The sequence below is a fragment of the Flavobacterium sp. FlaQc-52 genome (assembly GCF_044007495.1).
GTDB classification, from domain to species: domain Bacteria; phylum Bacteroidota; class Bacteroidia; order Flavobacteriales; family Flavobacteriaceae; genus Flavobacterium; species Flavobacterium cupriresistens.
In genome coordinates, this window is record NZ_JBIPCV010000004.1 from 115,295 (window position 1) to 139,988 (window position 24,694).

General features: G+C 34.7%; 21 protein-coding genes. 8 read left to right on the forward strand and 13 right to left on the reverse strand.

Annotation, left to right across the window (positions count from 1 at the left end):
* Window positions 1–637: 637 nt before the first annotated feature.
* The 3 genes from ACHRV5_RS09215 to ACHRV5_RS09225 all read right to left on the reverse strand — a co-directional run bounded on the left by ACHRV5_RS09215 (window position 638) and on the right by ACHRV5_RS09225 (window position 3,840).
* Window positions 638–2,773, reverse strand: a complete 2,136-nt coding sequence (locus ACHRV5_RS09215; protein WP_230004405.1) for a polyribonucleotide nucleotidyltransferase — start codon at window positions 2,771–2,773, stop codon at window positions 638–640.
* A gap of 178 nt (window positions 2,774–2,951) precedes the next feature.
* Window positions 2,952–3,218 carry a 30S ribosomal protein S15 gene (gene rpsO, locus ACHRV5_RS09220; protein WP_047772760.1) on the reverse strand — a complete coding sequence of 89 codons (267 nt, stop codon included), beginning with the start codon at window positions 3,216–3,218 and terminating at the stop codon, window positions 2,952–2,954.
* Between the two features lie 166 nt (window positions 3,219–3,384).
* Complete coding sequence (locus tag ACHRV5_RS09225) at window positions 3,385–3,840, reverse strand: GAF domain-containing protein (RefSeq protein ID WP_395426553.1); 456 nt, start codon at window positions 3,838–3,840, stop codon at window positions 3,385–3,387.
* Window positions 3,841–3,911: 71 nt separating this feature from the next.
* On the opposite strand from ACHRV5_RS09225, the gene xrtF reads away from it, so the two are divergent.
* The 6 genes from xrtF (at window position 3,912) to ACHRV5_RS09255 (ending at window position 8,658) form a co-directional block, all read left to right on the forward strand.
* Entirely contained in the window at window positions 3,912–4,448 is a 537-nt protein-coding gene (gene xrtF, locus ACHRV5_RS09230; RefSeq protein ID WP_395426554.1) for an exosortase family protein XrtF, read from the forward strand.
* Window positions 4,438–4,884, forward strand: coding sequence for an exosortase F system-associated membrane protein (locus ACHRV5_RS09235; protein WP_395426555.1), 447 nt, complete (start codon window positions 4,438–4,440; stop codon window positions 4,882–4,884). Before xrtF ends, ACHRV5_RS09235 begins: the two co-directional genes overlap by 11 nt.
* Before the next feature lie 45 nt (window positions 4,885–4,929).
* Window positions 4,930–5,328: an HYC_CC_PP family protein gene (locus ACHRV5_RS09240; RefSeq protein ID WP_395426556.1), complete on the forward strand. Its 399-nt coding sequence runs from the start codon at window positions 4,930–4,932 to the stop codon at window positions 5,326–5,328.
* A 113-nt stretch (window positions 5,329–5,441) separates the two neighbouring features.
* Complete coding sequence (locus ACHRV5_RS09245; protein WP_395426557.1) at window positions 5,442–7,448, forward strand: TonB-dependent receptor plug domain-containing protein; 2,007 nt, start codon at window positions 5,442–5,444, stop codon at window positions 7,446–7,448.
* A 56-nt stretch (window positions 7,449–7,504) separates the two neighbouring features.
* Window positions 7,505–7,849 (forward strand): heavy-metal-associated domain-containing protein, encoded by a 345-nt coding sequence (locus tag ACHRV5_RS09250; RefSeq protein ID WP_230004409.1) that lies wholly within the window; start codon window positions 7,505–7,507, stop codon window positions 7,847–7,849.
* 128 nt (window positions 7,850–7,977) lie between these two features.
* Window positions 7,978–8,658: a DedA family protein gene (locus tag ACHRV5_RS09255; protein ID WP_395426558.1), complete on the forward strand. Its 681-nt coding sequence runs from the start codon at window positions 7,978–7,980 to the stop codon at window positions 8,656–8,658.
* A gap of 478 nt (window positions 8,659–9,136) precedes the next feature.
* Here ACHRV5_RS09255 and rodA read toward each other — a convergent pair whose 3' ends face one another.
* The 6 genes from rodA to purH form a co-directional block, all read right to left on the reverse strand.
* The gene (gene rodA, locus ACHRV5_RS09260) at window positions 9,137–10,372 is read right to left on the reverse strand and encodes a rod shape-determining protein RodA (RefSeq protein ID WP_047772775.1); all 1,236 of its coding nucleotides are present in this window, start codon (window positions 10,370–10,372) and stop codon (window positions 9,137–9,139) included.
* Between the two features lie 15 nt (window positions 10,373–10,387).
* Window positions 10,388–12,355 (reverse strand): penicillin-binding protein 2, encoded by a 1,968-nt coding sequence (gene mrdA, locus ACHRV5_RS09265; RefSeq protein WP_230004410.1) that lies wholly within the window; start codon window positions 12,353–12,355, stop codon window positions 10,388–10,390.
* Window positions 12,352–12,858 carry a hypothetical protein gene (locus ACHRV5_RS09270; protein ID WP_047772779.1) on the reverse strand — a complete coding sequence of 169 codons (507 nt, stop codon included), beginning with the start codon at window positions 12,856–12,858 and terminating at the stop codon, window positions 12,352–12,354. Before ACHRV5_RS09270 ends, mrdA begins: the two co-directional genes overlap by 4 nt.
* Window positions 12,851–13,675, reverse strand: coding sequence for a rod shape-determining protein MreC (gene mreC, locus ACHRV5_RS09275; RefSeq protein ID WP_395426559.1), 825 nt, complete (start codon window positions 13,673–13,675; stop codon window positions 12,851–12,853). The genes ACHRV5_RS09270 and mreC overlap by 8 nt, the downstream gene beginning before the upstream one ends.
* A gap of 111 nt (window positions 13,676–13,786) precedes the next feature.
* The gene (locus tag ACHRV5_RS09280) at window positions 13,787–14,815 is read right to left on the reverse strand and encodes a rod shape-determining protein (RefSeq protein ID WP_047772784.1); all 1,029 of its coding nucleotides are present in this window, start codon (window positions 14,813–14,815) and stop codon (window positions 13,787–13,789) included.
* Between the two features lie 55 nt (window positions 14,816–14,870).
* Complete coding sequence (purH, locus tag ACHRV5_RS09285) at window positions 14,871–16,397, reverse strand: bifunctional phosphoribosylaminoimidazolecarboxamide formyltransferase/IMP cyclohydrolase (RefSeq protein WP_395426560.1); 1,527 nt, start codon at window positions 16,395–16,397, stop codon at window positions 14,871–14,873.
* Window positions 16,398–16,562: 165 nt separating this feature from the next.
* Between purH and ACHRV5_RS09290 the strand changes: the two genes are divergently transcribed.
* Window positions 16,563–17,810, forward strand: coding sequence for an ABC transporter permease (locus ACHRV5_RS09290; protein ID WP_047772788.1), 1,248 nt, complete (start codon window positions 16,563–16,565; stop codon window positions 17,808–17,810).
* Window positions 17,811–17,905: 95 nt separating this feature from the next.
* Window positions 17,906–18,952, forward strand: a complete 1,047-nt coding sequence (locus ACHRV5_RS09295; RefSeq protein WP_047772790.1) for an NAD(P)-dependent alcohol dehydrogenase — start codon at window positions 17,906–17,908, stop codon at window positions 18,950–18,952.
* A gap of 396 nt (window positions 18,953–19,348) precedes the next feature.
* Here the strand turns inward: ACHRV5_RS09295 and ACHRV5_RS09300 are convergent, their stop codons facing one another.
* The 4 genes from ACHRV5_RS09300 to ACHRV5_RS09315 all read right to left on the reverse strand — a co-directional run bounded on the left by ACHRV5_RS09300 (window position 19,349) and on the right by ACHRV5_RS09315 (window position 24,666).
* Complete coding sequence (locus ACHRV5_RS09300; protein WP_395426561.1) at window positions 19,349–19,975, reverse strand: hypothetical protein; 627 nt, start codon at window positions 19,973–19,975, stop codon at window positions 19,349–19,351.
* A 75-nt stretch (window positions 19,976–20,050) separates the two neighbouring features.
* Entirely contained in the window at window positions 20,051–20,905 is an 855-nt protein-coding gene (accD, locus tag ACHRV5_RS09305) for an acetyl-CoA carboxylase, carboxyltransferase subunit beta (RefSeq protein WP_047772793.1), read from the reverse strand.
* A 76-nt stretch (window positions 20,906–20,981) separates the two neighbouring features.
* Window positions 20,982–22,049, reverse strand: coding sequence for a class II fructose-bisphosphate aldolase (gene fbaA, locus ACHRV5_RS09310; RefSeq protein ID WP_047772794.1), 1,068 nt, complete (start codon window positions 22,047–22,049; stop codon window positions 20,982–20,984).
* A 61-nt stretch (window positions 22,050–22,110) separates the two neighbouring features.
* Window positions 22,111–24,666 carry a BamA/TamA family outer membrane protein gene (locus tag ACHRV5_RS09315; RefSeq protein ID WP_047772796.1) on the reverse strand — a complete coding sequence of 852 codons (2,556 nt, stop codon included), beginning with the start codon at window positions 24,664–24,666 and terminating at the stop codon, window positions 22,111–22,113.
* Window positions 24,667–24,694 lie beyond the last annotated feature (28 nt).

Below are 24,694 nucleotides of genomic sequence, written 5' to 3' on the forward strand. Positions count from 1 at the left end.
TTTTCTGGCTGGAAAAGGAGGTATTTACATTTTAAGTATTTACATGAAATAGAAAATGCTTGGATCGAATCTAAAAGTTGAACACGAATTACACTAATTTTCACGGATTAATCTTGAGATTCTTGGTTGGAAAGTTTTGCCACGAATTACACGAATTTTTACAAATCATTTTTTAGTCACAGATTAAAAAGATTTTCACAGATTTTTGAAATCCTTTTAATCTTTTAATCTGTGGCTTTTTTTTGCACACAGGTGTGTCCCGGGTTGGTAATTCTTTGACAAAGTCTCAAGCGCACTTTCTTGAAATCTATGGTAAAAAAAGTATTCTGGTTTAGAGTAAAGGCAACACCAGTAAAAGTTAGGCACGAATTACACGAATTTTTACGAATTAATTGTTGAGACTGTTAGTGCGGAAGTTTTACCACTGATTAAAGGATTAAAATGATTTAATCTATTCTAAGGTTCACATAGTAATTAGTGAAAATTCGTGTAATTCGTGTTCAACTTTTAGACTTGATCCAAATGCCTGCTTGCAGAAGAATTGTCGATTTAGATTGTTCTCAATATGTAAAAACCCCAACTCATATACATGAATTGGGGTTTTCTATAAATAAACCTTTAGTAAACTAAGATCTGATTACTCTTTTTTCTCCTCACGTGGAGGTCTTGGAACAAGCGCTTTTTTAGACACTTTTTCTTTTTTAGTTTTAGGGTCAACTCCTAAGTATTTTACTTGGAAAACATCTCCCATTTTAACTACATCAGCAACGTTTTCAGTACGTTCCCAAGCTAATTCAGATACGTGAAGTAATACTTCGTTTCCAGGTGCAGCAAGATATTCTACTACAGCTCCAAAATCAAGCATTTTAATCACTTTTACGTCGTAAGCTTCTCCTAATTGTGGTTTGAAAGTAATCGATTGGATTTTTGCCAATACTGCTTCAATTCCCGCAGGATCTGTACCTAAAATTTCAATAACACCTTGCTCATCAACTTCGTTAATCACGATAGTTGTTCCGGTAGCTTTTTGTAATTCTTGAATTACTTTTCCTCCAGGTCCAATTAAAGCGCCAATAAAGTTTCCAGGAATAGTTCTGGTAATGATTTTTGGTGCGTATGCTTTTACATCACCTCTTGGAGTAGCAATAGTTTCAGTTAATTTACCTAAAATATGCAAACGACCGTCACGAGCTTGATTTAAAGCCTGCTCCATGATGTCATAACGTAAACCATCAATTTTGATGTCCATTTGACAAGCAGTGATACCATCAGCAGTACCGGTTACTTTAAAGTCCATATCACCTAAGTGATCTTCATCACCTAAAATATCAGACAATACAGCAAACTTCTCGCCGTCAGTAATTAATCCCATAGCAATTCCAGAAACTGGTTTTACCATTTGAACTCCCGCATCCATAAGCGCCATAGTTCCGGCACAAACTGTTGCCATAGAAGAAGAACCGTTAGATTCTAAAACTTCAGAAACAATACGAATTGTATATGGACAATCAACAGGGATCATGTTTTTTAAAGCTCTTTGTGCCAAGTTACCGTGACCAACTTCTCTTCTTGAAGTTCCTCTTAGTGGTTTTGCTTCACCAGTAGAGAAAGGAGGGAAGTTATAGTGCAGGTAGAATTTCTCTTCACCTTGTTCAGAAGGAGAATCGATTTGGTTTGCTTCTCTTGAAGTTCCTAAAGTTACTGTAGCCAAAGCTTGAGTTTCTCCACGTGTAAACAAAGCAGAACCGTGAACTCTTGGTAAATAATCAGTCTCACACCAAATTGGTCTGATGTCAGTTGTTTTTCTACCATCTAAACGAACACCTAATTCTAATACTACATTACGAACTGCTTCTTTGTTTGTTTTGTAGAAGTATTTAGAAACTAAATCTCCATCAGCAGCTAATTCTTCTTCTGTAAATAAAGCTTTTACTTCTTCTTTTACTTCAGCAAATGCAGCACTTCTTTCGTGTTTAGCAGATCCAACTTTCGCAATAGCGTAAATTTTATCGTATGCAGCAGCTTTTACTTTTTTGTAAATTTCTTCGTTTTCTTTCTCACCTTCGTAAGTACGAATTTCTTTTTTACCAAAAGCAGCTTGTAAGCGTAATTGTGCGTTAATCTGAACTTTAATAGCTTCGTGAGCAAATTTAATTGCTTCAACCATTTCAGCTTCTGAAATTTCTTTCATCTCACCTTCAACCATAGCAACAGAATCTAAAGAAGCACCAATCATCATGTCGATGTCAGATTTTGCTAAATCTTCTCTACTCGGGTTGATTACAAATTTTCCGTCGATACGTGCAACACGAACTTCTGAAATTAAGTTGTAAAATGGAATATCAGAAACAGCTAAAGCCGCAGAGGCAGCTAAACCAGCTAATGCATCTGGCATAACTTCTTCGTCATGAGACATTAATTGAATCATAACCTGAGTTTCTGCATGGTAATCGTCTGGGAAAAGTGGACGTAAAACACGGTCTACTAATCTCATTGTTAATACTTCATTGTCGCTTGGTCTTGCTTCTCTTTTGAAGAAACCTCCAGGGAAACGACCAGCTGCAGCAAATTTTTCGCGATAATCTACCGTTAAAGGTAAAAAATCAACATTAGGGTTAGCGGTACGTGCTGAAACTGCTGTCGCAAGTAACATCGTGTCGCCCATTCTTACTACTACAGAACCATCCGCTTGTTTAGCCAAACGTCCTGTCTCGATTGTGATGCTTCTGCCATCACCTAAATCGATTTTTTCTACAAATAATTGTGGAATCATAAATTTTTTCCTTATTGGTTATACAATGGGTTTTAGTTGTGTTGTAGTTGTTGTTGTGTGTAGTTGTTGTTTCTAAAACCCAATGAAAAACCAAACTTTTTTTCTTATAAAATGCTTGTAATAAATAAATTCCGTAAAAAACAAAAAGAGGCACTTTCGCACCTCTTTTCTATATTGATTATTTTCTGATATTCAATACTTTGATAATCTCACGATATCTGTTGATCTCTGTCTTTTTCAAGTAGTCCAACAAAGCTCTTCTTTTACCTACTAATAGTACAAGAGAACGCTCAGTGTTATAATCGTGACGATTTTTTTTCAAGTGTTCAGTTAAGTGTGAAATTCTGTAAGTGAACAATGCAATCTGACCTTCTGCTTTTCCAGTGTTTTTAGCATCACCGTGTTGTGCGAAGATTTCTTCTTTTTTTTCCTTAGTTAAATACATTCCAATATTTATTTAATGATTTTTATGTATGTCATACATCTCTTGTAAGACGGGTGCAAAATTACATTTTTTTTTCGAAAAAATAAATTTAAAGATTGAAAAATTTAAATATTAAATATTTTAATCGAAAAAGCACCATTTGATAACGGTTTGATTCCTTTATTTTTTAGAATAATTTTGCAACTTCTTGATTCACAAATTCTAAAAACCTTTCGTCAGCCTCTGTAAACGGATCAATAACGTGGCTGTCAATGTCAATTTGACCAATATTGAGTCCGTTAACAAATAATGGAACTACAATTTCTGATTTCACAGTAAAACTGCAAGCGATGTAATTGTCTTGCGCCGCAACATCCGGTACAACAAAATTAGCATTGCTTTCGGCAACCTGACCGCAAATTCCTTTTCCAAAAGGAATCACTGTATGATCCGTTTCTGCTCCTATATATGGACCCAAATGAAGGGTCTTGTTTTCGTGATTGGCAAAATAAAACCCTACCCAGTTGTAATATTCAACGTTTTCGTTCAATAGTTTACAGATCGATAGTAATTTTTCGTCTCTGGCAGCAGCTGTATCAGCCACAATAGCGCTTATTTTTGGTTGTAATTCCTGAAATGTCATAATGCAAGATTTTTATGCAAAAGTATTTAATGCTGAATTTAAAAAATACATAAATTTGTTAAAAATTTCTTTTGAAAAAATATTTCCTGCAATTTAAACCGTTTCTGATTTTTATAGGCACTTTTTTCGCTGCCTATATCGGATTTACGTTAGTTTATAAATTTTATTTAGATAGTTTTGACACAACTGATGTTGATGGGATAACGACTATCGTTAGTCATAATGTAGATGGGCTGATGGGATTGTTTAATTGTGATAGTAAAATTTTTAAAAGCCCTTTAAATCCCTATTTTGAGGTTTGGTACAATGCTAAATTTACGCTCCGAATAGTGGAAGGATGTAATGCGGTAAGTGTTACGATTCTGTTTGTTTCTTTTGTATTAGCGTTTTCAGGAAAGTTGAAAACGACTTTGGGTTTTATTCTGTTCGGTGTTTTTTTAATTTATGTTCTGAATGTAATCCGAATTGCATTATTAACGGTGTTGTTATTTCGTTTTCCTGAGCAAGAACATATTCTTCATGGTGTTCTTTTTCCTTTAATAATCTATGGATTGGTTTTTAGCTTATGGGTTTTTTGGGTGAATAAATTTTCGAAGTATGCTAAATAAAATAAGAGATCATAAGTTCAAAATTCTGTTTTCGATTATTATAATAGTAGGCTTTGGCTTGATTAGAGGTTTTGAAAAAACATTGTTTTATGATCCTTTCCTGGTTTATTTTAGTTCTGATTTCAAAACTTCGGCTTTCCCTGAAGTAGATGCTTTTAAACTTTTTTGTGGACTTTTGTTTCGGTATTTTTTAAATTCTGTTTTATCACTGATCCTTATTTATGTGTTATTTCGGGACAAAGAAATGCTGAAGTTTAGTGCGTTTTTATACAGCTGTTTTTTGGTAGTTCTCTTTGGGATGTTTTTTGTAATTGTGGCCTATTTTCCCGACGGAGGATGGTTGCTTTTTTATGTGAGAAGATTTATTATTCAGCCCATATTTGTCTTGCTTTTTATTCCCGCGTTTTATTATCAGATGCAAAACTTAAAAAAATAACAGTTTATTCGGCTTTTTTAAAAGTCTTTTAGATAATTTTGCAGTATGAATCTAAAGAAGTGCACAGGATTATTTTTAGCTTTCCTATTGTTGGTTTCCAACATCGGGTTTGCTTTTGATGTGCATTATTGTGGAGGCAAGATTGCTTCGGTTTCTTTAAATACTGCGAGTTCTGTTGCTCCGGAAAAGAAATGTTGTGGCATTTCAGAAAAAAAATCATCCTGTTGTAAAGACAAAGTAGTTCGTTTTGAGAAAAAATCAGACGATGCTACCTTTAAGATGTTCTTTTTTCAAATTGCTTTTCCTGCCGTAATTGAAGATTTTAAACCAATTGCCTTTCTTTCGCTTCCGGGTTTCAAAAATAAGCAGATTACTTCGTATTATTCTGATGCGAATGCACCCCCTTTATACAAATTATACAATCAGTACATTTTCTACTCCTGATTTTAATGTTTTAGAATCAAGCTAATGATAGCTTGTGCTTTGTTATTTAATCCTTTCTCGTTTTTTGAGAAGTGTTAAAGAACAGTTTTCTATTTCACATTAAAGTCAATCTTATGCAAAAAAATATACTGCTTTTTGTGGTGTTTTTGCTTTCCGTTTCTGTTTTTTCACAGGAAGATTTACAGGAAGTAAAGATCACAAAAAAGCAAAAAGGAATTAAAAAATCCTATACCGTCACTGCTAATACAAGTGTTATTACAAGTAAAGAATTATTAAAAGCTGCTTGTTGTAATCTTGCTGAGAGTTTTGAAACAAATCCGTCTATTGACGTAAATTTTTCGGATGCCTTAACAGGAACAAAGCAAATAAAAATGCTGGGTTTAACGAGTCCGTATTTAATGATTACCGAAGAAAATATTCCTTCAGTACGTGGGGCTTCACAGGCTTATGGATTGTCTTTTACACCCGGTACCTGGATTGAAAGCGTGCAGATTACCAAAGGAGCCGGAAGTGTTATTAACGGTTATGAAAGTATCTCCGGACAGATAAATACGGAACTTTTAAAACCTTTAAACGATGATCCGTTTTTTCTGAACTTTTACGGATCTACTGATTCTCGTTTTGAATTGAATACTCATTTCAATAAAAAAATATCGGATAAATGGGCAACAAGTCTTTTTCTTCATGGAAATACCCGTGTTGCAAAAAATGATATGAATAAGGATGGTTTTTTGGATAATCCCTTAGGAAAACAAATCAATATTCTGAATCGGTATCAGTATTATGATGCCGAAAGTGGTTTGGTAAGTTTTATCAATTTCAGGTATATGAATGATAAAAAACAAACCGGAGAAGTAGATTTTGATAAAGACAGAGACAGAGGAACAACAAATTATTGGGGTTCGGAAATCAATACAGAACGTTTTGATGTTTCGTCAAAAATTGGATATGTTTTTCCGGATATGCCTTATCAGAGTATTGGATTTCAGAATGCTTTCAACAGTCATAATCAGGAATCTTACTTTGGTTTGAATCAATATAATATCAAACAAAGCAGTTATTATTCGAATTTGATTTTCAATTCGATTATCAATAATACCAAACACAAATTTACAACCGGTTTGAATTTTTCGTACGATCGTTACCAGGAGTTTGTAAATGTGAATGATTACAGCAGAATTGATAATTCGGTTGGAGCATTTTTTGAATACACCTATGACAATACAGATAATTTTAGTCTGATCTTAGGAGGTAGAGTAGACAATCATAACCGACTGGGTGTTTTTGTAACACCACGTTTACACTTGCGATATAATCCTTGGGAGTATGGAGTGCTTCGTTTTTCGGCAGGACGAGGGAAACGTTCGGCTAATATCTTTGCCGAAAACCAACAGCTTTTTGCCAGTTCAAGAACCTTTTCTATTTTAGATAATAGTGGAAAAATTTATGGATTGAATCCTGAAATTGCCTGGAACTACGGTTTGAGTTTTTCTCAGAAGTTTAAATTGTTTAATAAAAATGCCGAAGCAGGTTTTGATTTCTACCGTACTGATTTTCAAAATCAAGCCGTTGTTGATGTCATGCAAAGTCCTCAGGAGGTTCTGTTTTATAATTTAAAAGGGAAGTCGTTTGCCAATAGTTTACAGGTGGAATTTAATTTGGAGTTGATTCACAATCTGAATCTGAGAACGGCTTATAAATACTACGATATTCAAACCGATTATTTAAGAGGAACTTTTCAACGTCCATTACAAGCAAAACATCGTTTTTTAGGAAATCTGGAATATGAAACGGCTTTGAACAATGGTAAACAATGGAAGTTTGATTATACGTTTAACTGGTCGGGAAAACAACAATTGCCTTATACGGCATCAAATCCTGCAGCAGATCAGTTTCCTGATTTTTCACCTGCATATGCGGTTATGAATGTTCAGGTGACACGTGTTTTTTCTCCTGTATTTGAAGTTTACATAGGCGGAGAAAACATAGGGAATTACAAACAGGAAAAAGCAATTTTAGGAGCCGATGATCCTTTTGGTCCCAACTTTGATGCTTCAATTGCGTACGCGCCAATTTTCGGACAGATGTTTTATGCGGGATTGCGATTTAGAATAAAATAAAGAAGTTAAGTTTAATTACAAGAATCAATAAATAGTAACAATAAATAATAGAAAAAATGAACAAAATAATTTTAATTGCACTGGTAACTTTTTTAGGGTTTTCTGCTCAGGCACAAACTAAGAAAAATAAGAATTTAAAATACACTACAGAGGTAAACGGTAATTGTGAGCAATGCAAAAAACGTATTGAAAAAGCGGCGTTTAGTGTGCCGGGAGTAAAAACCGCTTCTTGGGATATTAGTTCGCATCAGCTTACGGTGATTTTAAATGAGGAGAAATCTTCTCCGGCAGATTTAAATAAGGCAATTGCTAAAGTTGGACATGATACCAAAGAGGAAAAAGCGACCCAAACCGATTATGATAATTTGCATAGCTGTTGCAAGTATGTAAGAGAGGAATAATTAAGAGCCTGGGTTGTTACCCGGGCTTTTTTTGAATCGTTAATTAATCTTTAAAATCCCGTATTTTATTGTGGTTGAAGTAAATTATTGCTACTTTCACGGACTTATAAATATAACCTAACGCATATATGAATAATTTTGACTGGACTCAATTAATAAACCCTGAATTTTATATTACATTAAGTGTCGGAGGGGTTCAAATTGGGTTGTATATTGTTCTGTTTATAGTATTCGCTGAAACAGGACTTTTTGCAGGTTTTTTTCTGCCTGGAGATAGCTTACTTTTTTTGGCAGGGATTTACAGTCGTGATTTGGTTGAAAGCGTTGTTCACATACCGGGAGATTTTATCAATGTATTTTTGCTTTCTCTTTTGGTTGCTATAATGGGAGTTTTAGGAAATATGACGGGATATTGGTTTGGAGCCAAAAGCGGCTATTACCTATTTAAAAAAGAAGATTCATTCTGGTTCAAAAAGAAATATTTATTGCAATCAAAAGACTTCTTTGAGAAATATGGTGGTAAGGCTATTATCTACGCTCGTTTCCTTCCAATCTTTAGAACTTTTGCCCCAATCATTGCCGGAATAGTTTCTATGGATAAAAAGAAATTCATGTTTTATAACGTACTGAGCTCCTTTCTTTGGTCGTTTATTTTGATCTTCTCGGGACATTACTTATACGGTGTCTTTTTAAAAGAAGGAATAGATTTAAAACAACATATTGAATATATAATCATCATAATCATTATCATTTCAACCTTGCCGGTCTTGCTTAAAATTTTAAAGAAAAGACCAAGTGAGAATATCTAAAGAATCAAAAAGCCCGGAGTTTACTTCGGGCTTTTTTTGTATAAGGGTGTGATGAATTTTAAGTTTGTAGTATAAGCTATTGTTAATGGTACTGTTTTTTTAGTAAAGAAAATATGCTCTTACTGTATATAATTTAGATTCTTATTTTTGTGGAGTTTTGCACACACACACACACACACACACATATACAAGCTGTACTAAAAATTTAATGCTTTGAGAAAATTTTTCACGCAGATTTAGCAGATTGCACAGATTTTTTTAAGAGGTGAATAAGATCGGCCTAATCTGCTAAATCTGCGTGCAAAAGAAAATATTTGCGAACCTTTTCTTTATTTTAATCGCAAAGTATAGGCAAGGACACAAAGAGAGTGCGCAAAGATCGCAACGCTAGTGTGAGTGTTAAGAGCTCTTTGCAATAAGCTTACCCTAAACGCATAAATTTGGAATTTGGAATTTCAAAAATTTGGAATTTAAAACCCTACCATTCATTAACCTTATTGGCGTCCATTTTTAAGAAGATAAACAACAAAATAGTGAATCCCCAAAGTCCGGAGCCTCCATAAGAAAAGAAGGGCAGAGGAACCCCGATTGTCGGGAAAATTCCGGCAACCATGGCAATGTTTACGAAAAAGTGTGTGAATAAAATTCCGGCAACGCAATATCCGTATACGCGGCTGAATTTTGTTTTTTGTCTTTCGGCTAAGTAAATGACTCTTAGAAATAATCCAACAAAAAGAGCGATGACAACCATTGAGCCTAGGAAACCCCATTCTTCACCAACGGTTGTAAAAATGTAATCCGTATGTTGTTCGGGTACAAAGCCTCCTTTGGTTTGAGTTCCTTCCAGAAAACCTTTTCCAATCCATCCACCGGATCCAATAGCAATTTCAGATTGATTGGTGTTGTATCCAATACCTTTCATGTCTACCGTTTTTCCTAAAAGGATATTAAAACGATCCCTGTGGTGCTGCTTGAAGACATTGTCGAAAACATAATCAACAGATAAAACAAAACAGGAAACAATAGCGAGTAAGATTCCGCTTAAAAGAAGGTTTCGATCTACAACCCGGCCTTTGAAATGGATGATGGTCAAAACACCTAGTGAAATTAATATCACCACGTAAGGTTCCAGAACGAGTGTAAGTACAAATAATAGGATGGCCAAAAATCCTGTCCAGACATACCATGCAGGTAAACCTTCTCTAAATAAAACTACAATAAAAATACTGTATATCAAGGCGCTTCCCGGGTCAGGTTGCGGCAAGATCAGAAGAACCGGTAGAAAAACAATGGCTAAAGCCTGAATCTGTCTGTTCGTTTCTTTTAAATTGATTTGACTGTCGCTTAGATATTTCGCTAAAGCTAAGGATGTTGCTGCTTTTGCAAACTCAGAAGGTTGTATGGTAAAACTTCCAATGGCATACCAACATCTCTGACCGGCAATCGTTTTTCCAAAAAGAAATAATCCGGCTAATGATAATAAAGAAACGCCAAAAATAATAGTAGCGTACTTCTCGTAGAATTTACCATCTACAAAAAGAACAACAAATATTAAAGGAATTGTACAGGCAATAAATATTAATTGCTTTTCATAAGTGCCATCAGTAGATAATAATGAAGAAGAATAAATGTTCAGCCATCCTAAAACTACCAATATAGCATAGATGACCACACTTATCCAGTCTATATTATTTTTTACACTTTGATTTCTCATTTGAAATAATCTTTATTAATTCTCTTTTGTTGTGTCTACTGTGGTTTTTTTGATCTCTGTTTTTGGGGTTACTGTTTTTGGAACAATAATCTTCGCTTTTAAGATGGAGTCTTTAGGGGTGGATTCTATTGCGCTTGCTTCTTTCATTCCGCCTAATTTTGCATATTCCGCTACCAAACTTTTGTTTAAAACACGAACTTCTAAATCATTTCTTGAAGTGATTTTTCTGCGTAAGTATTTTTCTATCATCAAACTGGCAATAGGACCAGCTACTGTTGCTCCAAAACCTCCGTTCTCAATCATAATAGCAATTGCAATCTTCGGATTGTCCTTAGGGGCAAATGCAACAAATATAGAGTGATCTTTAAGCTGTGTTCTTTTTCCGTTGATTTTGGCAAAGTTTTCTGCTGTACCTGTTTTTCCACAAATATCGATTCCTTCTACTCTTAAAGAATAAGCCGTTCCTTTATTGTACACATCAAATAAACCACTGATCACGGGAGGAAAATATTTTTTGTCTATCGTAGTCTCGTGTCTGGTGGTGAATTTAGCGTCTATTTTTTTTCCTTCAATTTTTTTAATGATATGAGGCGTGTAATAATAACCCTGGTTAGCAACGGTCGCCATCATATTGGCCAGCTGAATTGGGGTCATTAAAACCTCTCCCTGACCAATAGAGTTCGAAACAATTGTTGTACTTCTCCAACCACCGTTTGGATATATTTTTTTGTAGGTTTTAGAAGTTGGAATGTTTCCTCTCTTACCCGTAGGTAGATCATACCCCATAAACTGACCTAATCCAAAACTTTTTACGTGATTACTCCAGATATCAACCGCTTGTCCTGGGTTTTTGTATTTGTTAATCGTTAACATGTACGACTGAGCGAAATATGTATTACACGAATTGTAAATTCCGTTGTGTAATTGATGTGGACCAAAACCGTGACATTTCATAAAACGACCTCTACCATAACTAAAACCGTGATGGCACATAAAAGTAGTTTGCTCATTGATGACACCTTCCTGTAAAGCAACCAATCCGGTTAAAATTTTAAAAGGAGAACCGGGAGGGTATTCTGCTAAAAGACCTCTGTCGTACAATGGTTTGGCGATAGAGTCATGATACAAAAGCGTATAGTTTTTAGATCGTTGTCTTCCAACTAAAATACCGGGATCATAAGAAGGAGCAGTAACTAATGCAAGAATTTCACCGGTTTTAGGCTCAATCGCAACAATTCCTCCTCTTTTATTGATCATTAATTCTTCGCCGTATTTCTGAAGTTCGGCATCAATGGTTAAATTAATGTCTTCTCCGGCTACTGCAATAGTATCATATTTCCCTTCTTTATAAGAGCCGATTTCTCTGTTATATTTGTCTTTTTGAATGTATTTTACCCCTTTTATTCCGCGTAAAATTTCCTCGTAGCTTTCTTCGACTCCTTGTTTACCAATCAAATCACCACTGTTGTAATACGGGTTTTTGGCAATTAATCTTTCATTCACCTGTGTGATGAATCCAAAGATATTAGCTCCGTAATCTACTTCATAATCTCTAAGGGATCTTTTTTGGAAATAGAAACCTTCAAATTTTCTGATTTTCTCCTGAAAAGCAGCAAATTCGGATTTGTTTAATTGAGGTAAAAATACAGAAGGTAACCTTGGACTGTATACTTTGGCTTTTGCTATTTTTTTTTCGTAATCTTCTTTTGTGATATTCAACAGCGTACAAAGTTCATTAATATTAATGTTTTCTTTGATTTCGCGCGGAATAACCATGATGTCATAAGAAGCCTGGTTGGCAACCATTAATTTGCCATATCGATCGTATATGTAACCTCTTTCAGGATAGTCATACACTTTTTTTATTGCATTATTTTCTGATTTTAATTTGAAAGAATCATCTATAATTTGCAAATAAAATATCCTGATCACTAGCAAAGATGCTGCAATAATAATTAAAGAGGGCAGCAGAACTTTTCTCATCTTTTATTGGGCTTAATAAGATATATTATTATGACTGAAATGATAATGGTAAATATCGAGCTGAACAAAGTTCGAAGCAAAATATCCCAGATGAATTTAAATTGAAAAGCTTCAAGTGTAAATAGTATGATATGATGTAATACAACCGATAATAAAATAAAGGAGAATCGCTCAGGAGTTAAAGACTCGTTTAGTTTTATGGTTTGATATTCATAACTCAATCCAAATGAAAATTTGAAAATATAAGGCCTGTAATAAGCCAGTATAACAGAAGCAGTCGCATGGATTCCTCCCGAATTACAAAACATATCCATGGCTAGTCCAAGTAAAAAACTTGAGATAATTAAGCCTGATTTGTTGCTGTTTACAGGATAGAGAATTATAAATAAAATATACGGAAAAGGACTTATGTATCCCAGGAAATTCATATTGTTGAAAATAACAACCTGAATGGCCAGTAATACAATAAATCGAAAAATATTGAGTAACAATGCGCTATTCATCTTTCCCCTTTTTTTCTAAATTAATAAGTTCTTCTCTGTCTTTGCTTTTAATGATGTAAACATGTCCAAGATTGGTCATATCATTAAACAGTTTTACGTTGATCACATAAAAACTGGTTTTGTTTTTTACGTAAATTTTGTCTACCGTACCAATATTGATTCCTTCAGGGAAAATTACAGATTGCCCACCGGTAACAATGGTGTCTCCTTTTCTGATTGAAGCCAGTCTTGGAACATCTTCCAGTTGAACAAAACCGGTACTTTTTCCATCCCAGGTTAAAGAACCAAAGTGATTTGATTTTTTGATTTTTGCATTGATCTGTGATTTCATATTCAAAATACTTACCACAGTAGAATATCTGTTAGAGGTATTGTCTACAACTCCGATAATTCCTAAACTATTGATAACTCCCATGTCTTGTTTAACACCGTCGGTTGCTCCGGAGTTCAGGGTGATATAGTTTTCGTGTGTACTGTAGGAATTGTGAATTACTTTTGAAACAATGATATCCGCAGGTTTTACCCCTTTGATGGTATCTTTTAAAGGTATTTTGGTTGTGTCTTCTTTGTTGAATAAAAGACTTTTTAATCTTGCGTTTTCAAGTACAAGTTCGTCGTTTTCGGTTTTTAAATTCAAATATTCGTTGATACGATTAATGCGTTCATAAACACCTCCGCTTAAAAAATTAGCGGAACTGATTACTCTGCTTCGGTGGTAGGAATGAGATTGAATTGTGAGGGCCAACGAAATGCCTAAAAGCAGCAAAAACAGCAATCGATTACTGTTTCTTATAATGAAATTAAAAATTTGCTGCATTTCTTGTTCGGTTATTTTGTTTCAGGATATGCTTTTGGGTTCAAGTTTTACCAAAGTCAGATGATTCAATCTGACTCTGATAAAAAGATATTGATTGTTATTTTTTGAATCTTATTTGATTAAGATACTTTTGAACTTGGTAATGTTTTTAAGTGCCATTCCTGTTCCACGAACAACAGCTCTTAATGGATCTTCAGCAATATAAACCGGTAAATCTGTTTTTTGAGAAATACGTTTGTCAAGACCTCTCAACATAGATCCACCACCTGCTAAATAAATACCGGTATTGTAGATGTCTGCTGCTAATTCAGGAGGAGTTTGCGATAAAGTTTCCATTACAGCATCTTCAATACGTTGGATTGATTTATCTAATGCTTTAGCAATTTCACGGTACGAAACATCTACCTGTTTTGGTTTTCCGGTAAGTAAATCTCTACCTTGAACAGACATATCTTCAGGAGGGCTTTCAAGATCTTCGATCGCAGCTCCGATTTGTATTTTTATTTTTTCTGCAGTACTCTCTCCAACAAAAAGGTTGTGTTGGGTACGCATGTAATAAACAATATCATTTGTGAATACGTCACCTGCAATTTTTACAGATTTGTCACATACAATTCCGCCTAATGCAATAACAGCAATTTCAGTTGTTCCACCACCGATATCAACAATCATGTTTCCTTTAGGTTGCATGATATCAATACCAATACCAATTGCCGCAGCCATTGGTTCGTGTATCAAATAAACTTCTTTACCGTTTACTCTTTCACAAGATTCTTTTACAGCACGCATTTCAACCTCAGTAATTCCAGACGGAATACATACTACCATTCTTAAAGCTGGAGTAAACATTCTTTTTTTCAATGCCGGAATACTTTTAATGAACATATTGATCATTTTTTCTGAGGCATCAAAATCTGCAATTACACCATCTTTCAAGGGCCTTATGGTCTTGATGTTTTCATGTGTTTTACCTTGCATCATGTTGGCTTCCTTACCAACAGCAATGATTTTGCCTGATATTCGATCACGTGCAACGATTGACGGACTATCAATAACAACTTTATCATTATGTATGATTAAAGTGTTTGCGGTACCAAGGTCTATCGCGATATCCTCGGTCATGAAATCAAAAAATCCCATAAGTTTTTTAGGGGTTTAAAATGTTATAATTAATTATCGAACAAAGTTAAACAAATTAATGTTTAAAATGACGTGTTCCTGTAAATACCATTGCAAGATTGTTTTCGTTGCAATAATTTATGCTTAATTCGTCTTTTATTGATCCTCCTGGCTGAATTACAGCTGTTATTCCTGCTTTTTTGGCTAATTCTACACAATCCGGAAATGGGAAAAATGCGTCGCTCGCCATTGAAGCTCCTGTTAGATCAAATCCGAAAGCTTTAGCCTTATCAATAGCCTGCATTAAAGCATCAACTCTTGAAGTCTGACCAGTTCCTGACGAAATTAATGTTCCGTTTTTCGCAAAAACAATCGTATTTGATTTTGTGTTTTTACAAATTTTTGAAGCAAATATTAAGTCTTCTATTTCCTGAGCAGTCGGCTCTGTAGTAGTAACGGTTTTTAAGTGCTCTTTAGTATCTGTAATATTGTTTCTGTCCTGAATTAACAAACCATTAAGACATGTTCTCACTTGTTTTGAAGGTAATTCAACTTCATTTTGAACCAATATGATTCTGTTTTTCTTTTCTTGTAAAACAGTAATAGCTTCAGCATCATAACTTGGAGCAATTACAACTTCACAGAATAATTTGTTGATTTCCTGTGCTGTAGCCAAATCAATTTTAGTATTAGCAATCAAAACACCACCAAATGCTGATGTCGGATCACAAGCCAAAGCAGCTAAATAAGCTTCATTGATTGTTTTTCTTGAAGCTAAACCACAAGCATTATTATGTTTTAAAATAGCAAATGTTGGTCCGTCAGTTTTAAACTCATTAATTAAGTTTACTGCAGCATCTACATCAAGTAAGTTGTTGTAAGATAACTCTTTTCCGTGAACTTTTTTGAACATTGCGTCAAAATCTCCGAAAAAGAATCCTTTTTGGTGTGGATTTTCGCCATAACGCAAAATCTGACCGTTATCAATACTTTCTTTATAGATGGTTTCATCTGTATTGAAATAATTGAAGATAGCACCATCATAATGAGACGAAACGTGAAATGCTTTTGTAGCAAACAATTTTCTGTTCTCAAGAGTTGTTGCTCCGTTTTGTTCTGTGATCAAATCCAAAAGCAAACTGTACTCGTTAACAGAAGCTACAATTACAGTGTCTTTGAAATTTTTTGCTCCGGCACGAATCAATGAAATTCCGCCAATGTCAATTTTTTCAATAATATCTTGTTCGCTAGCACCGGATGCAACTGTTTTTTCAAACGGGTATAAATCAACGATAACTAAATCAATCTGTGGAATGTCAAATTCTTTCATTTGTTTAACATCACTTTCATTATCCTGACGGTTCAGGATCCCTCCAAAAATTTTCGGGTGTAATGTTTTTACTCTTCCGCCAAGGATCTCAGGGAAAGAAGTAATGTCTTCAACAGGAACTACAGGAATACCTAAATTTTTAATAAAATCTTCAGTTCCTCCGGTTGAATAAAGAGTTACGTTTTGTTCGTGTAATTTTCTAACGATTGGTTCCAGTCCGTCTTTAGAAAAAACAGAAATTAATGCCGATTGTATTGTTTTAGTTGTGCTCATTGTGTAGTTATGATTTTCAGACTGCAAAAGTAGTTTTTTTATATATTATTTTAAAGAAAATTAATGTAACATTATGCTAAATAAATCTACTGATGAGTAAGTTAACTTTTATTAGGTTTTTGATTTTAATTTTTTGAATTTTACTTTACAGAAAAATACTTACATATGCTGGTTTATCTACGGTTGTTAAAAGAAAGTTTAAGCTTTGCCATAAATGCTTTGCGGAATAATAAATTACGTACGCTGTTGTCATTGCTTGGGGTTACCATTGGTATCTTTTCGATTATTACCGTACTTGCCGCTGTGGATTCGTTAGATCGTAAAATTTCTAAGGATTTGAGCAGTTTAGATAAAAACACCATTTATCTGATGAAATATTGTTTTGGGCCATCTGAAATTCCACAATGGAAAAGAGAACAATTTCCGAATGTGAAATACGATGAGTATGTTGCTTTGAAAAATTCTCTTACCAATACCGATCAGGTCGGTTATCAGCTTTTTGTAAAACATGAAACGCTGAAATATGATTCTAAAACCGTTGCCGATGTAAATATTGTTCCTTCCTCATTTGAAATGGTCGATATTGACGGATTGAGTTTTGATAAAGGAAGATTTTACAATGAATCGGAATCGAATTCGGGGACTCCGGTAATTGTTTTGGGATATGAGATCGCCGACGGCCTTTTTGGAACAAGTGACCCAATTGGAAAAAATATCCGTTTGTACGGACAGCGTTTTACCGTCATTGGTGTTATAGCAAAACAAGGAGCCGGTTTTTTTGGAGACAGCAATGATACTTCTGTTTATTTGCCGGCAAATTTTTTACGACGAATGTATGGCGATAGTGACTCTATGACACCTGTAATCGTTTTGAAGCCTGTAAAAGGAGTTGATATGGATGCCTATAAAGCAGAAGTAGCTCAGAAAATAAGAGGGATTCGCGGAATGAAAGCCGGAGAAATTGATAATTTTTTCGTCAATGTACTTTCCGGTTTTACCGATCTTATCGATGGTATTTTAGGAACTTTACGTGTAGGTGGAATTTGTATAAGTTTCTTTTCTTTTCTGGTGGGAGGATTTGGAGTTGCTAATATTATGTTTGTTTCTGTGAAAGAACGAACTAATTTAATCGGGATTCAGAAATCATTAGGTGCTAAAAACAAATTTATTCTGTTTCAGTTTTTGTTTGAAGCAATTATCCTTTGTTTAATAGGCGGAATAATTGGAATTATGATTGTTTGGCTTTTGTCTATTTTACTAACTAGTTTACTGGATTTTGAATTTGTCTTAAGTTTTAGTAATATTATAATTGGATCCGGATTGTCGATCATTGTCGGGTTAATTTCAGGAATCTTGCCTGCGATCTCTGCATCAAAATTAGATCCGGTAGAGGCTATCAGAGCGGGGATGTAATTTGGATGCTGAAATTTCATGATTTTACAACTTCCCGTTTTATTTTGGTGTAGAATTTTATTGTAAATTTAATAGCTAAATTAAAATTTAATAAAATGATACCAGTAAAAGCTTATGCGGCATATGATGCTGTAAATCCGTTAAAACCCTATACGTTTGAAAGAAAAGAAGTTGGTGCTCATCAGGTTCAGATAGAAATCTTGTATAGTGGTGTTTGCCATTCCGATATTCATACTGTAAAAGGAGATTGGGGACCTATAAATTACCCATTGGTTCCGGGTCACGAAATTGTAGGCCGAATTGTGGCTGTTGGAAGTGAAGTTTCTAAATTTAAAGTTGGAGAATTGGCCGGGATCGGGTGTTTTGTAGATTCCTGTAGAACTTGTCCGAGTTGTCAGTCAGGTGAGGAGCAGTTTTGTGATGAAGGAATGACTGGAACTTACAACAGCGTAGAAAGAGGAACAGATATTCCGACTCGTGGCGGCTATTCAAGTAGTATTATTGTCGATGAGAATTATACCCTTCATGTTTCCGAAAAATTAGACTTAAAAGGGGTAGCGCCTTTGTTGTGCGCGGGAATCACGACTTATTCGCCGTTGCGTTATTTAAAAGTAGGTAAAGGACATAAAGTTGGTGTTTTGGGTTTAGGCGGTTTAGGACATATGGCGGTAAAATTTGCCGTTTCTTTTGGTGCTGAAGTGACGATGTTGAGTCATTCTCCCTCTAAAGAAGCCGATGCCAAAAAGTTGGGAGCACATCATTTTGCTTTAACTTCAAATCCTGAAACAATGGATTCGTTGGCCAACAGTTTCGATTTTATTCTGAATACCGTTTCAGCGAAACACGATCATAATGCTTATTTGAATTTACTAAAAACCAATGGAACTATGATTGTGGTAGGAGCTCCTCCGGCGCCTGCAGAAATTCCTGTTTTTACGTTAATCATGAAAAGAAGAAGCATCATAGGAAGTTTAATCGGAGGGATTAAAGAGACTCAGGAAATGCTGGATTATTGTGCAGAACACAACATCACATCAGATGTAGAAATAATCGATATGGATTATATTAACGAGGCTTACGATCGAATGAACAAAAGCGATGTGAAATATCGTTTTGTGATTGATATGGCTTCTTTGAAGTAGTTACTAAGGTTCTGAGGAACTAAGATTCTAAGTTTTTAAATCCTTGCGATCTTTGCGTAGACCCTTGCGTATTTTGTGGTTAAGTTTTTTAACCTCAAAGTATGCAAGGTTTTTTTTTGTCTTGAGCGCTAAGTTCGTAAAACTTTGTGTTTAGGTTTTGTTTTTGAATTGCCTCCAGCTTTAGCTGTAGATAGAGGAAAGAAATGGGGCTTTAACTAAGCTAAAGGATCAGGAACAAAACAGGAACTTAATTTTTTTTAGGTTTTTAACCCTGGTATTTTTGCGGTCCTGTCATTTCGAGGCACGAGAAATCACATCCAATAGGACCGGAGTTACTTGTGTGATTTCTCGTGCCTCGAAATGACATAGCATCAAAACAGAATTGAAAATAATCTTTTAATTTGGATGGTTCAATTTCGGTTTTATAAACGGAAAAGTGATTCTGTTTTTGTCCCATTTAATGTCGTCTGAGATGTAATAATGATTGTTTCTTTTGTATTTTAAAACGGTGTCTTCTTCCTGAGTAGTTCTTCGAATGAAATAGGAATCTCTGTCTTTTAATGTAGATTCAATTGCATTAACTAAATCAAAATAGCTTTGAGTTTTTAAAGTGTCTAATTTTGATGCAATAAAAGTTATATTCCGAAAATCATCTTTATAATTTAATTTTACAAAATCAGAAATTGTATTATTAGGTATTTCAATCAGATCCTTAGGTTGTAAATCGATAAAATGAGGAATTGTGTCTCCTTCAGAAATATTTCCACAGATGTAACCCATTTCATTTCTTTGAAAATAATATATTCTGGAATCTTTATCAATTATAAAAGTGTTTGTTCCATAAGTTAGCCATCGGAGTATTGGTGGAGGTGGTGGAATATTTTTGTTTTTTAGTTTGTTGGAAATGTTAGAAATATTATCTTCTTTAGAAATTACGTACGCAGTGTTTTTGGTGGTATTTTTCTTTTTAGAACAATTTAGAAGGAGTAAACAAATGATAAAACCAACCAATACTTTTTTCATAAATAAAATTTAAATTAAAGATATAAAAAAATCCCAAGAAGCAAATCTTGGGATTTTAGTTTTAGAAGTTTAAAACTATCTAATTTCATTATTTTGAATCAAATCGATATACAAATTGATCTTGTCTTTTAATTCTTTTCTAGGCGTGATAAAGTCAAGGAAACCGTGCTCTAAAAGAAATTCGGCAGTTTGAAAACCTTCCGGTAAATCTTTTCCGGTAGTATCACGTACCACACGAGGACCTGCAAAACCAATCAAAGCACCAGGCTCAGAAATATTGATATCTCCTAACATGGCATAAGAAGCAGTAGTTCCTCCTGTAGTTGGGTCTGTACATAAAGAAATGTACGGTAATCCAGCTTCAGCAAGCTGCGCTAATTTTACAGATGTTTTGGCTAATTGCATTAACGAGTAAGCTGCTTCCATCATACGGGCACCTCCTGATTTTGAAATCATCACGAAAGGCAATTTGTTTTGGATTGCGTGATTAATTCCTCTTGCAATTTTTTCTCCTACAACAGCTCCCATAGATCCACCAATAAAGGCAAAATCCATACAGCAGATTACAAGGTCTTTTCCTTTAGATTTTCCCACTCCGGTACGCACAGCGTCTTTAAGGTGAGTTTTTTCCATTACATCTTTTAATCGGTCTGCATATTTTTTTGTATCCACAAAATGCAAAGGATCTTTAGAAGTCATGTTTTTGTCTAATTCAACAAATTCATTGTTGTCGAATAAAATCTCAAAGTAGGTTGCGCTTCCAATTCTAACGTGGAAATCATCTTCAGGGCTAACAAATAAGTTTCTTGCTAATTCGTCAGCATCAATAATTTTTCCGGTAGGAGATTTGTACCACAATCCTTTCGGAACGTCCATCTTGTCTTCTGTAGCGGTTGTAATCCCTTTTTCCTGTCTTTTAAACCAAGCCATATCTGTTGTTTTTTGTTGTTTCAGGTTTAAAGTTCAAAGTTGTGAAACTTGAAACCTGAAACTTGGAACTTTTTTATTATAATGTATTCACGTTATTCAAGTCTGCAAAAGCTTGTTCAAGTCTTGTGTTGAATGTTACTTCGCTTTCACGTACCCATTTTCTTGGGTCATAGTATTTTTTATTCGGAACATCAGCACCATCAGGGTTACCGATTTGTGTTTTTAAATAGTCAATGTTTTTAACCATATAATCACGGATTCCTTCTGTATAAGCAAATTGTAAATCTGTATCGATGTTCATTTTGATTACTCCGTATCCAATAGCTTCTCTGATTTCTTCAAGTGTAGAACCTGAACCTCCGTGGAAAACGAAATCTACCGGGTTATGACCAGTGTTGAATTTGTTTTGAACGAAATCCTGAGAGTTTTTTAAGATTTTTGGAGTTAATTTTACGTTTCCTGGTTTGTAAACACCGTGAACGTTACCAAAAGCAGCTGCAATTGTAAATTTAGGACTTACTTTAGATAATTCTTCGTAAGCAAAAGCTACTTCTTCCGGTTGTGTATATAATTTTGAGCTGTCTACATCAGAGTTGTCAACACCATCTTCTTCACCACCTGTAATACCAAGCTCGATTTCTAATGTCATACCCATTTTGCTCATTCTTGCTAAGTATTCTTTACAGATCTCAATGTTTTCTTCGATTGGCTCTTCAGACAAATCGATCATATGAGAGCTGAACAATGGTTTTCCTGTTGCTGCAAAATGTTCTTCAGAAGCATCTAATAAACCGTCGATCCAAGGCAATAATTTTTTTGCACAGTGATCTGTATGTAAAATTACAGTTGCACCATAAGCTTCCGCTAAAGCGTGAATATGTTTTGCTCCGGCGATTCCACCAGCGATAGCTGATTTTTCGTTAGCATTAGATAATCCTTTACCAGCATTAAATTGTGCTCCACCGTTTGAAAATTGAATGATAACTGGCGCATTTAGTTTTGCTGCAGTCTCAAGAACTCCATTAATAGTACTTGACCCCGTCACGTTTACTGCCGGAAGTGCAAATCCTTTTTCTTTTGCATATTTAAAAATCTCTTGTACCTGATCTCCCGTAGCTACTCCTGGTTTAATGTTGTGTGCCATTGTTAATTTTTTTTATAGTTGTTTTTAGTTTTTAGGTTGCAAAAATAAGAATTAATTAGCATTAGAAAGGATAATTTATTCCAAAATTTACAACCATGTGACCAAAATTATATTCTTTAAACCAGCGGTCTCCCTTCTCATGTGCCGGATTATAAGTCTTGAAGCCCGTATCTAAACGAATAACAAAAAAGCTTAAATCGTAACGAAAACCAAATCCTGTTCCCAAAGCAATTTCAGCTAAATCGTTTAAGTTGTCAAATTTTGCTTTCTCATCGGTGACATTATCGAGCACATTCCAGATATTTCCGGCGTCTGCAAAGATCGCTCCTTTTAAATCTCCGAAGATTTTAAATCTAAATTCACCACTAAGCGCAATTTTCATATTGGCCTCGTTAAAGTCGTTGGATGCATTTGTACTTCCCGGACCCAAAGAGTAAGGTTGCCAGGCACGATTATCATTTGAACCTCCCGAATAATAACTTCGCGAGAAAGGAATGTAATCGGAATTGCCAAACGGAATTGCGATTCCAAAAAAGCTTCGTACGGCCAAAACTTTTTCTTTTCCAAAATCCCAGTGTTTGATATAGTCAAATTCGGTTTTTATATACTCGGAATATTCTAAGTTGAATATTTCGTAATTACCGTTGGTATTTTTAGGTAAGCTTGCAATATTTGAAATAGCAGATAATAAGGTCCCGGCGGTTTCTATTTTTGTTTTAAACTGATAAAATGTATTGTCCGCTAAATCTTTTTTGGTTGTTTTGGTAAAAGTATAGCTGGTGGCCAGAATAAAATCATTTTCTGTCAGACGGACTCTTCGTTCTTCGATACTTTCCACTTCCTTGTAATCAGGATTTGACGGGGTCAGACTAGTTTGTCCGTTGAGAACCTGATTGGTGAAATTGGTTGTTCCTTTTGTGATGATCAGATCCCCATTTTCATCTAAATTCGTGGGATCTGTATTATAGACGTTAGCAATATCGTTCAACTCATTATAAGAAGAAGTATAGACGTTAAAATAATTGTCGGGATTTAAGTTCCGTACAAATTGTGCATTAAGTAATTCGAATTTCGCTGTATTGAATCGCTTAGGCGACCAGTTGTAAGCAAGTCCTCCCGTAAAATTCTCTTTGTCCAGACCTATATTCCTCTGTTTCGAAAAACCACTGGAGATACTGGTAGATGGAATCATTCTTTTAGGAATGATTTTTTCTGTTCCGAATGGCAATAAGATTCTCGGGAAATTTAATTTCATATCAAGACCATATTCCGAAACATTAAAGAAATTGTTATTCGGATTGGCCATGTCTTTTGACGAACCTATGTTTACACGTGCAGAAATTTCTAAGGTTTCGGCTCTGTTAAATACATTTCGAATCGTTTGAGAGATACTGGCACCAATTCCAAAATCCTGAATATTGGAATGCGTCAGATCGAGTGTAGCGCCGAAGCTGTATTTTTTTCTTGGTGTTAAAAAAACATTAGCAATAAGAGATTGCGCTGTTGAATCACGTTTGTCGACTTCGTATTGTATAGACGGATAATTAAAAATCTTTAGATTGTTTAGGTATCGGGACGAAAGTGTTGTTCGGGTATCAGAAAAAACACTTCCTTTTGTGATAAAAATGGCGTCCGTAATAGCGCGTGGTTTGTATTTTAATTTTTTGTAACTGTATAAATTAAAGTTGTTGTAAGTGGTACTGTCTTTAATTTGACCTTTTGAATTGGCTGCCGAATAATCCGTATAGATATTTACATCGCTAATTTTGTATAGTTTGAAAGGCTCTGTACGACTGGAATCTTTTTCCTGAATGGTATTGTTGCTGATAATTAAATTGACATCAGCCTTGTTCTTTTTGCCGATTGTATCAATGTCATACGACACATAAGTGGGTTGAAAGTAATAAGCACCATGATTTCTGAAGTAGGTCGTAATACGGTTTTTCTCTTCTTCAAAGTCGGAAGTTTTAAATTGATTTCCGGATTTTATTAAGGAGGTTTCTTTGTTCGTTTTATATAAGGAATCTAATGCAGGTGTTAAAATAGAGGTTCTGACCGAATCTAAAAGATAAGCCGGACCTGTAGTAATATTATAATTGATTTTGGCTTTTTTACGCCCGATACTGTCAATGTTATAGGCTGTTTTTACGTTAAAATAACCATTGTTGAAATAGTAAAATTTCAAACGTAATAAGGTTTTTTTTGTTTTTGAAGTGTCGATAATTACAGGAGCTTCTCCGGTATTTTTTAAAAATTCATGAATACCTTTATATAAAAAAGACTGCCCAAGTCTGTCTACTTGTTTTGCAGATAATAGTTTCGACTGGCGCTCGTACAAACCCGGATTATTTTTGAATTTTGCCTGATAAGTAGAATCCGGATTTAAATTGGCTAAGTTGTATAAATTCAAACGCAATTTGTATCCTAATAAAGTTCCGTTTGGTTTTTGATACATCTGATTAGATGCCGTTTCATCATTTGTAGACTTTCCATTAACAAGAATATTGTTTTTAATAAGAAGACTTTTCCCGTCGGGAACTCTTTTTACAGCATTACAAGCGCAAATAAGTATTGCTATTAGAATAAATGCTAGTATTTTTGTGGAATTCTTTTTCAAGTGTTATTTAATATTTAATTCAAAAGTA

Excerpts from the sequence above, each read along its gene's own strand:
- mreC (WP_395426559.1), bottom strand. The coding sequence starts at position 13,675 with ATGCAGCAAATTTTTAATTTCATTATAAGAAACAGTAATCGATTGCTG.
- ACHRV5_RS09235 (WP_395426555.1), top strand. The coding sequence starts at position 4,438 with ATGCTAAATAAAATAAGAGATCATAAGTTCAAAATTCTGTTTTCGATT.
- mrdA (WP_230004410.1), bottom strand. The coding sequence starts at position 12,355 with ATGAGAAAAGTTCTGCTGCCCTCTTTAATTATTATTGCAGCATCTTTG.
- ACHRV5_RS09240 (WP_395426556.1), top strand. The coding sequence starts at position 4,930 with ATGAATCTAAAGAAGTGCACAGGATTATTTTTAGCTTTCCTATTGTTG.
- ACHRV5_RS09295 (WP_047772790.1), top strand. The coding sequence starts at position 17,906 with ATGATACCAGTAAAAGCTTATGCGGCATATGATGCTGTAAATCCGTTA.
- fbaA (WP_047772794.1), bottom strand. The coding sequence starts at position 22,049 with ATGGCACACAACATTAAACCAGGAGTAGCTACGGGAGATCAGGTACAA.
- ACHRV5_RS09300 (WP_395426561.1), bottom strand. The coding sequence starts at position 19,975 with ATGAAAAAAGTATTGGTTGGTTTTATCATTTGTTTACTCCTTCTAAAT.
- rodA (WP_047772775.1), bottom strand. The coding sequence starts at position 10,372 with ATGAGAAATCAAAGTGTAAAAAATAATATAGACTGGATAAGTGTGGTC.
- ACHRV5_RS09270 (WP_047772779.1), bottom strand. The coding sequence starts at position 12,858 with ATGAATAGCGCATTGTTACTCAATATTTTTCGATTTATTGTATTACTG.
- ACHRV5_RS09245 (WP_395426557.1), top strand. The coding sequence starts at position 5,442 with ATGCAAAAAAATATACTGCTTTTTGTGGTGTTTTTGCTTTCCGTTTCT.
- rpsO (WP_047772760.1), bottom strand. The coding sequence starts at position 3,218 with ATGTATTTAACTAAGGAAAAAAAAGAAGAAATCTTCGCACAACACGGT.
- accD (WP_047772793.1), bottom strand. The coding sequence starts at position 20,905 with ATGGCTTGGTTTAAAAGACAGGAAAAAGGGATTACAACCGCTACAGAA.
- ACHRV5_RS09215 (WP_230004405.1), bottom strand. The coding sequence starts at position 2,773 with ATGATTCCACAATTATTTGTAGAAAAAATCGATTTAGGTGATGGCAGA.
- ACHRV5_RS09290 (WP_047772788.1), top strand. The coding sequence starts at position 16,563 with ATGCTGGTTTATCTACGGTTGTTAAAAGAAAGTTTAAGCTTTGCCATA.
- ACHRV5_RS09280 (WP_047772784.1), bottom strand. The coding sequence starts at position 14,815 with ATGGGATTTTTTGATTTCATGACCGAGGATATCGCGATAGACCTTGGT.
- purH (WP_395426560.1), bottom strand. The coding sequence starts at position 16,397 with ATGAGCACAACTAAAACAATACAATCGGCATTAATTTCTGTTTTTTCT.
- ACHRV5_RS09250 (WP_230004409.1), top strand. The coding sequence starts at position 7,505 with ATGAACAAAATAATTTTAATTGCACTGGTAACTTTTTTAGGGTTTTCT.
- ACHRV5_RS09225 (WP_395426553.1), bottom strand. The coding sequence starts at position 3,840 with ATGACATTTCAGGAATTACAACCAAAAATAAGCGCTATTGTGGCTGAT.
- ACHRV5_RS09255 (WP_395426558.1), top strand. The coding sequence starts at position 7,978 with ATGAATAATTTTGACTGGACTCAATTAATAAACCCTGAATTTTATATT.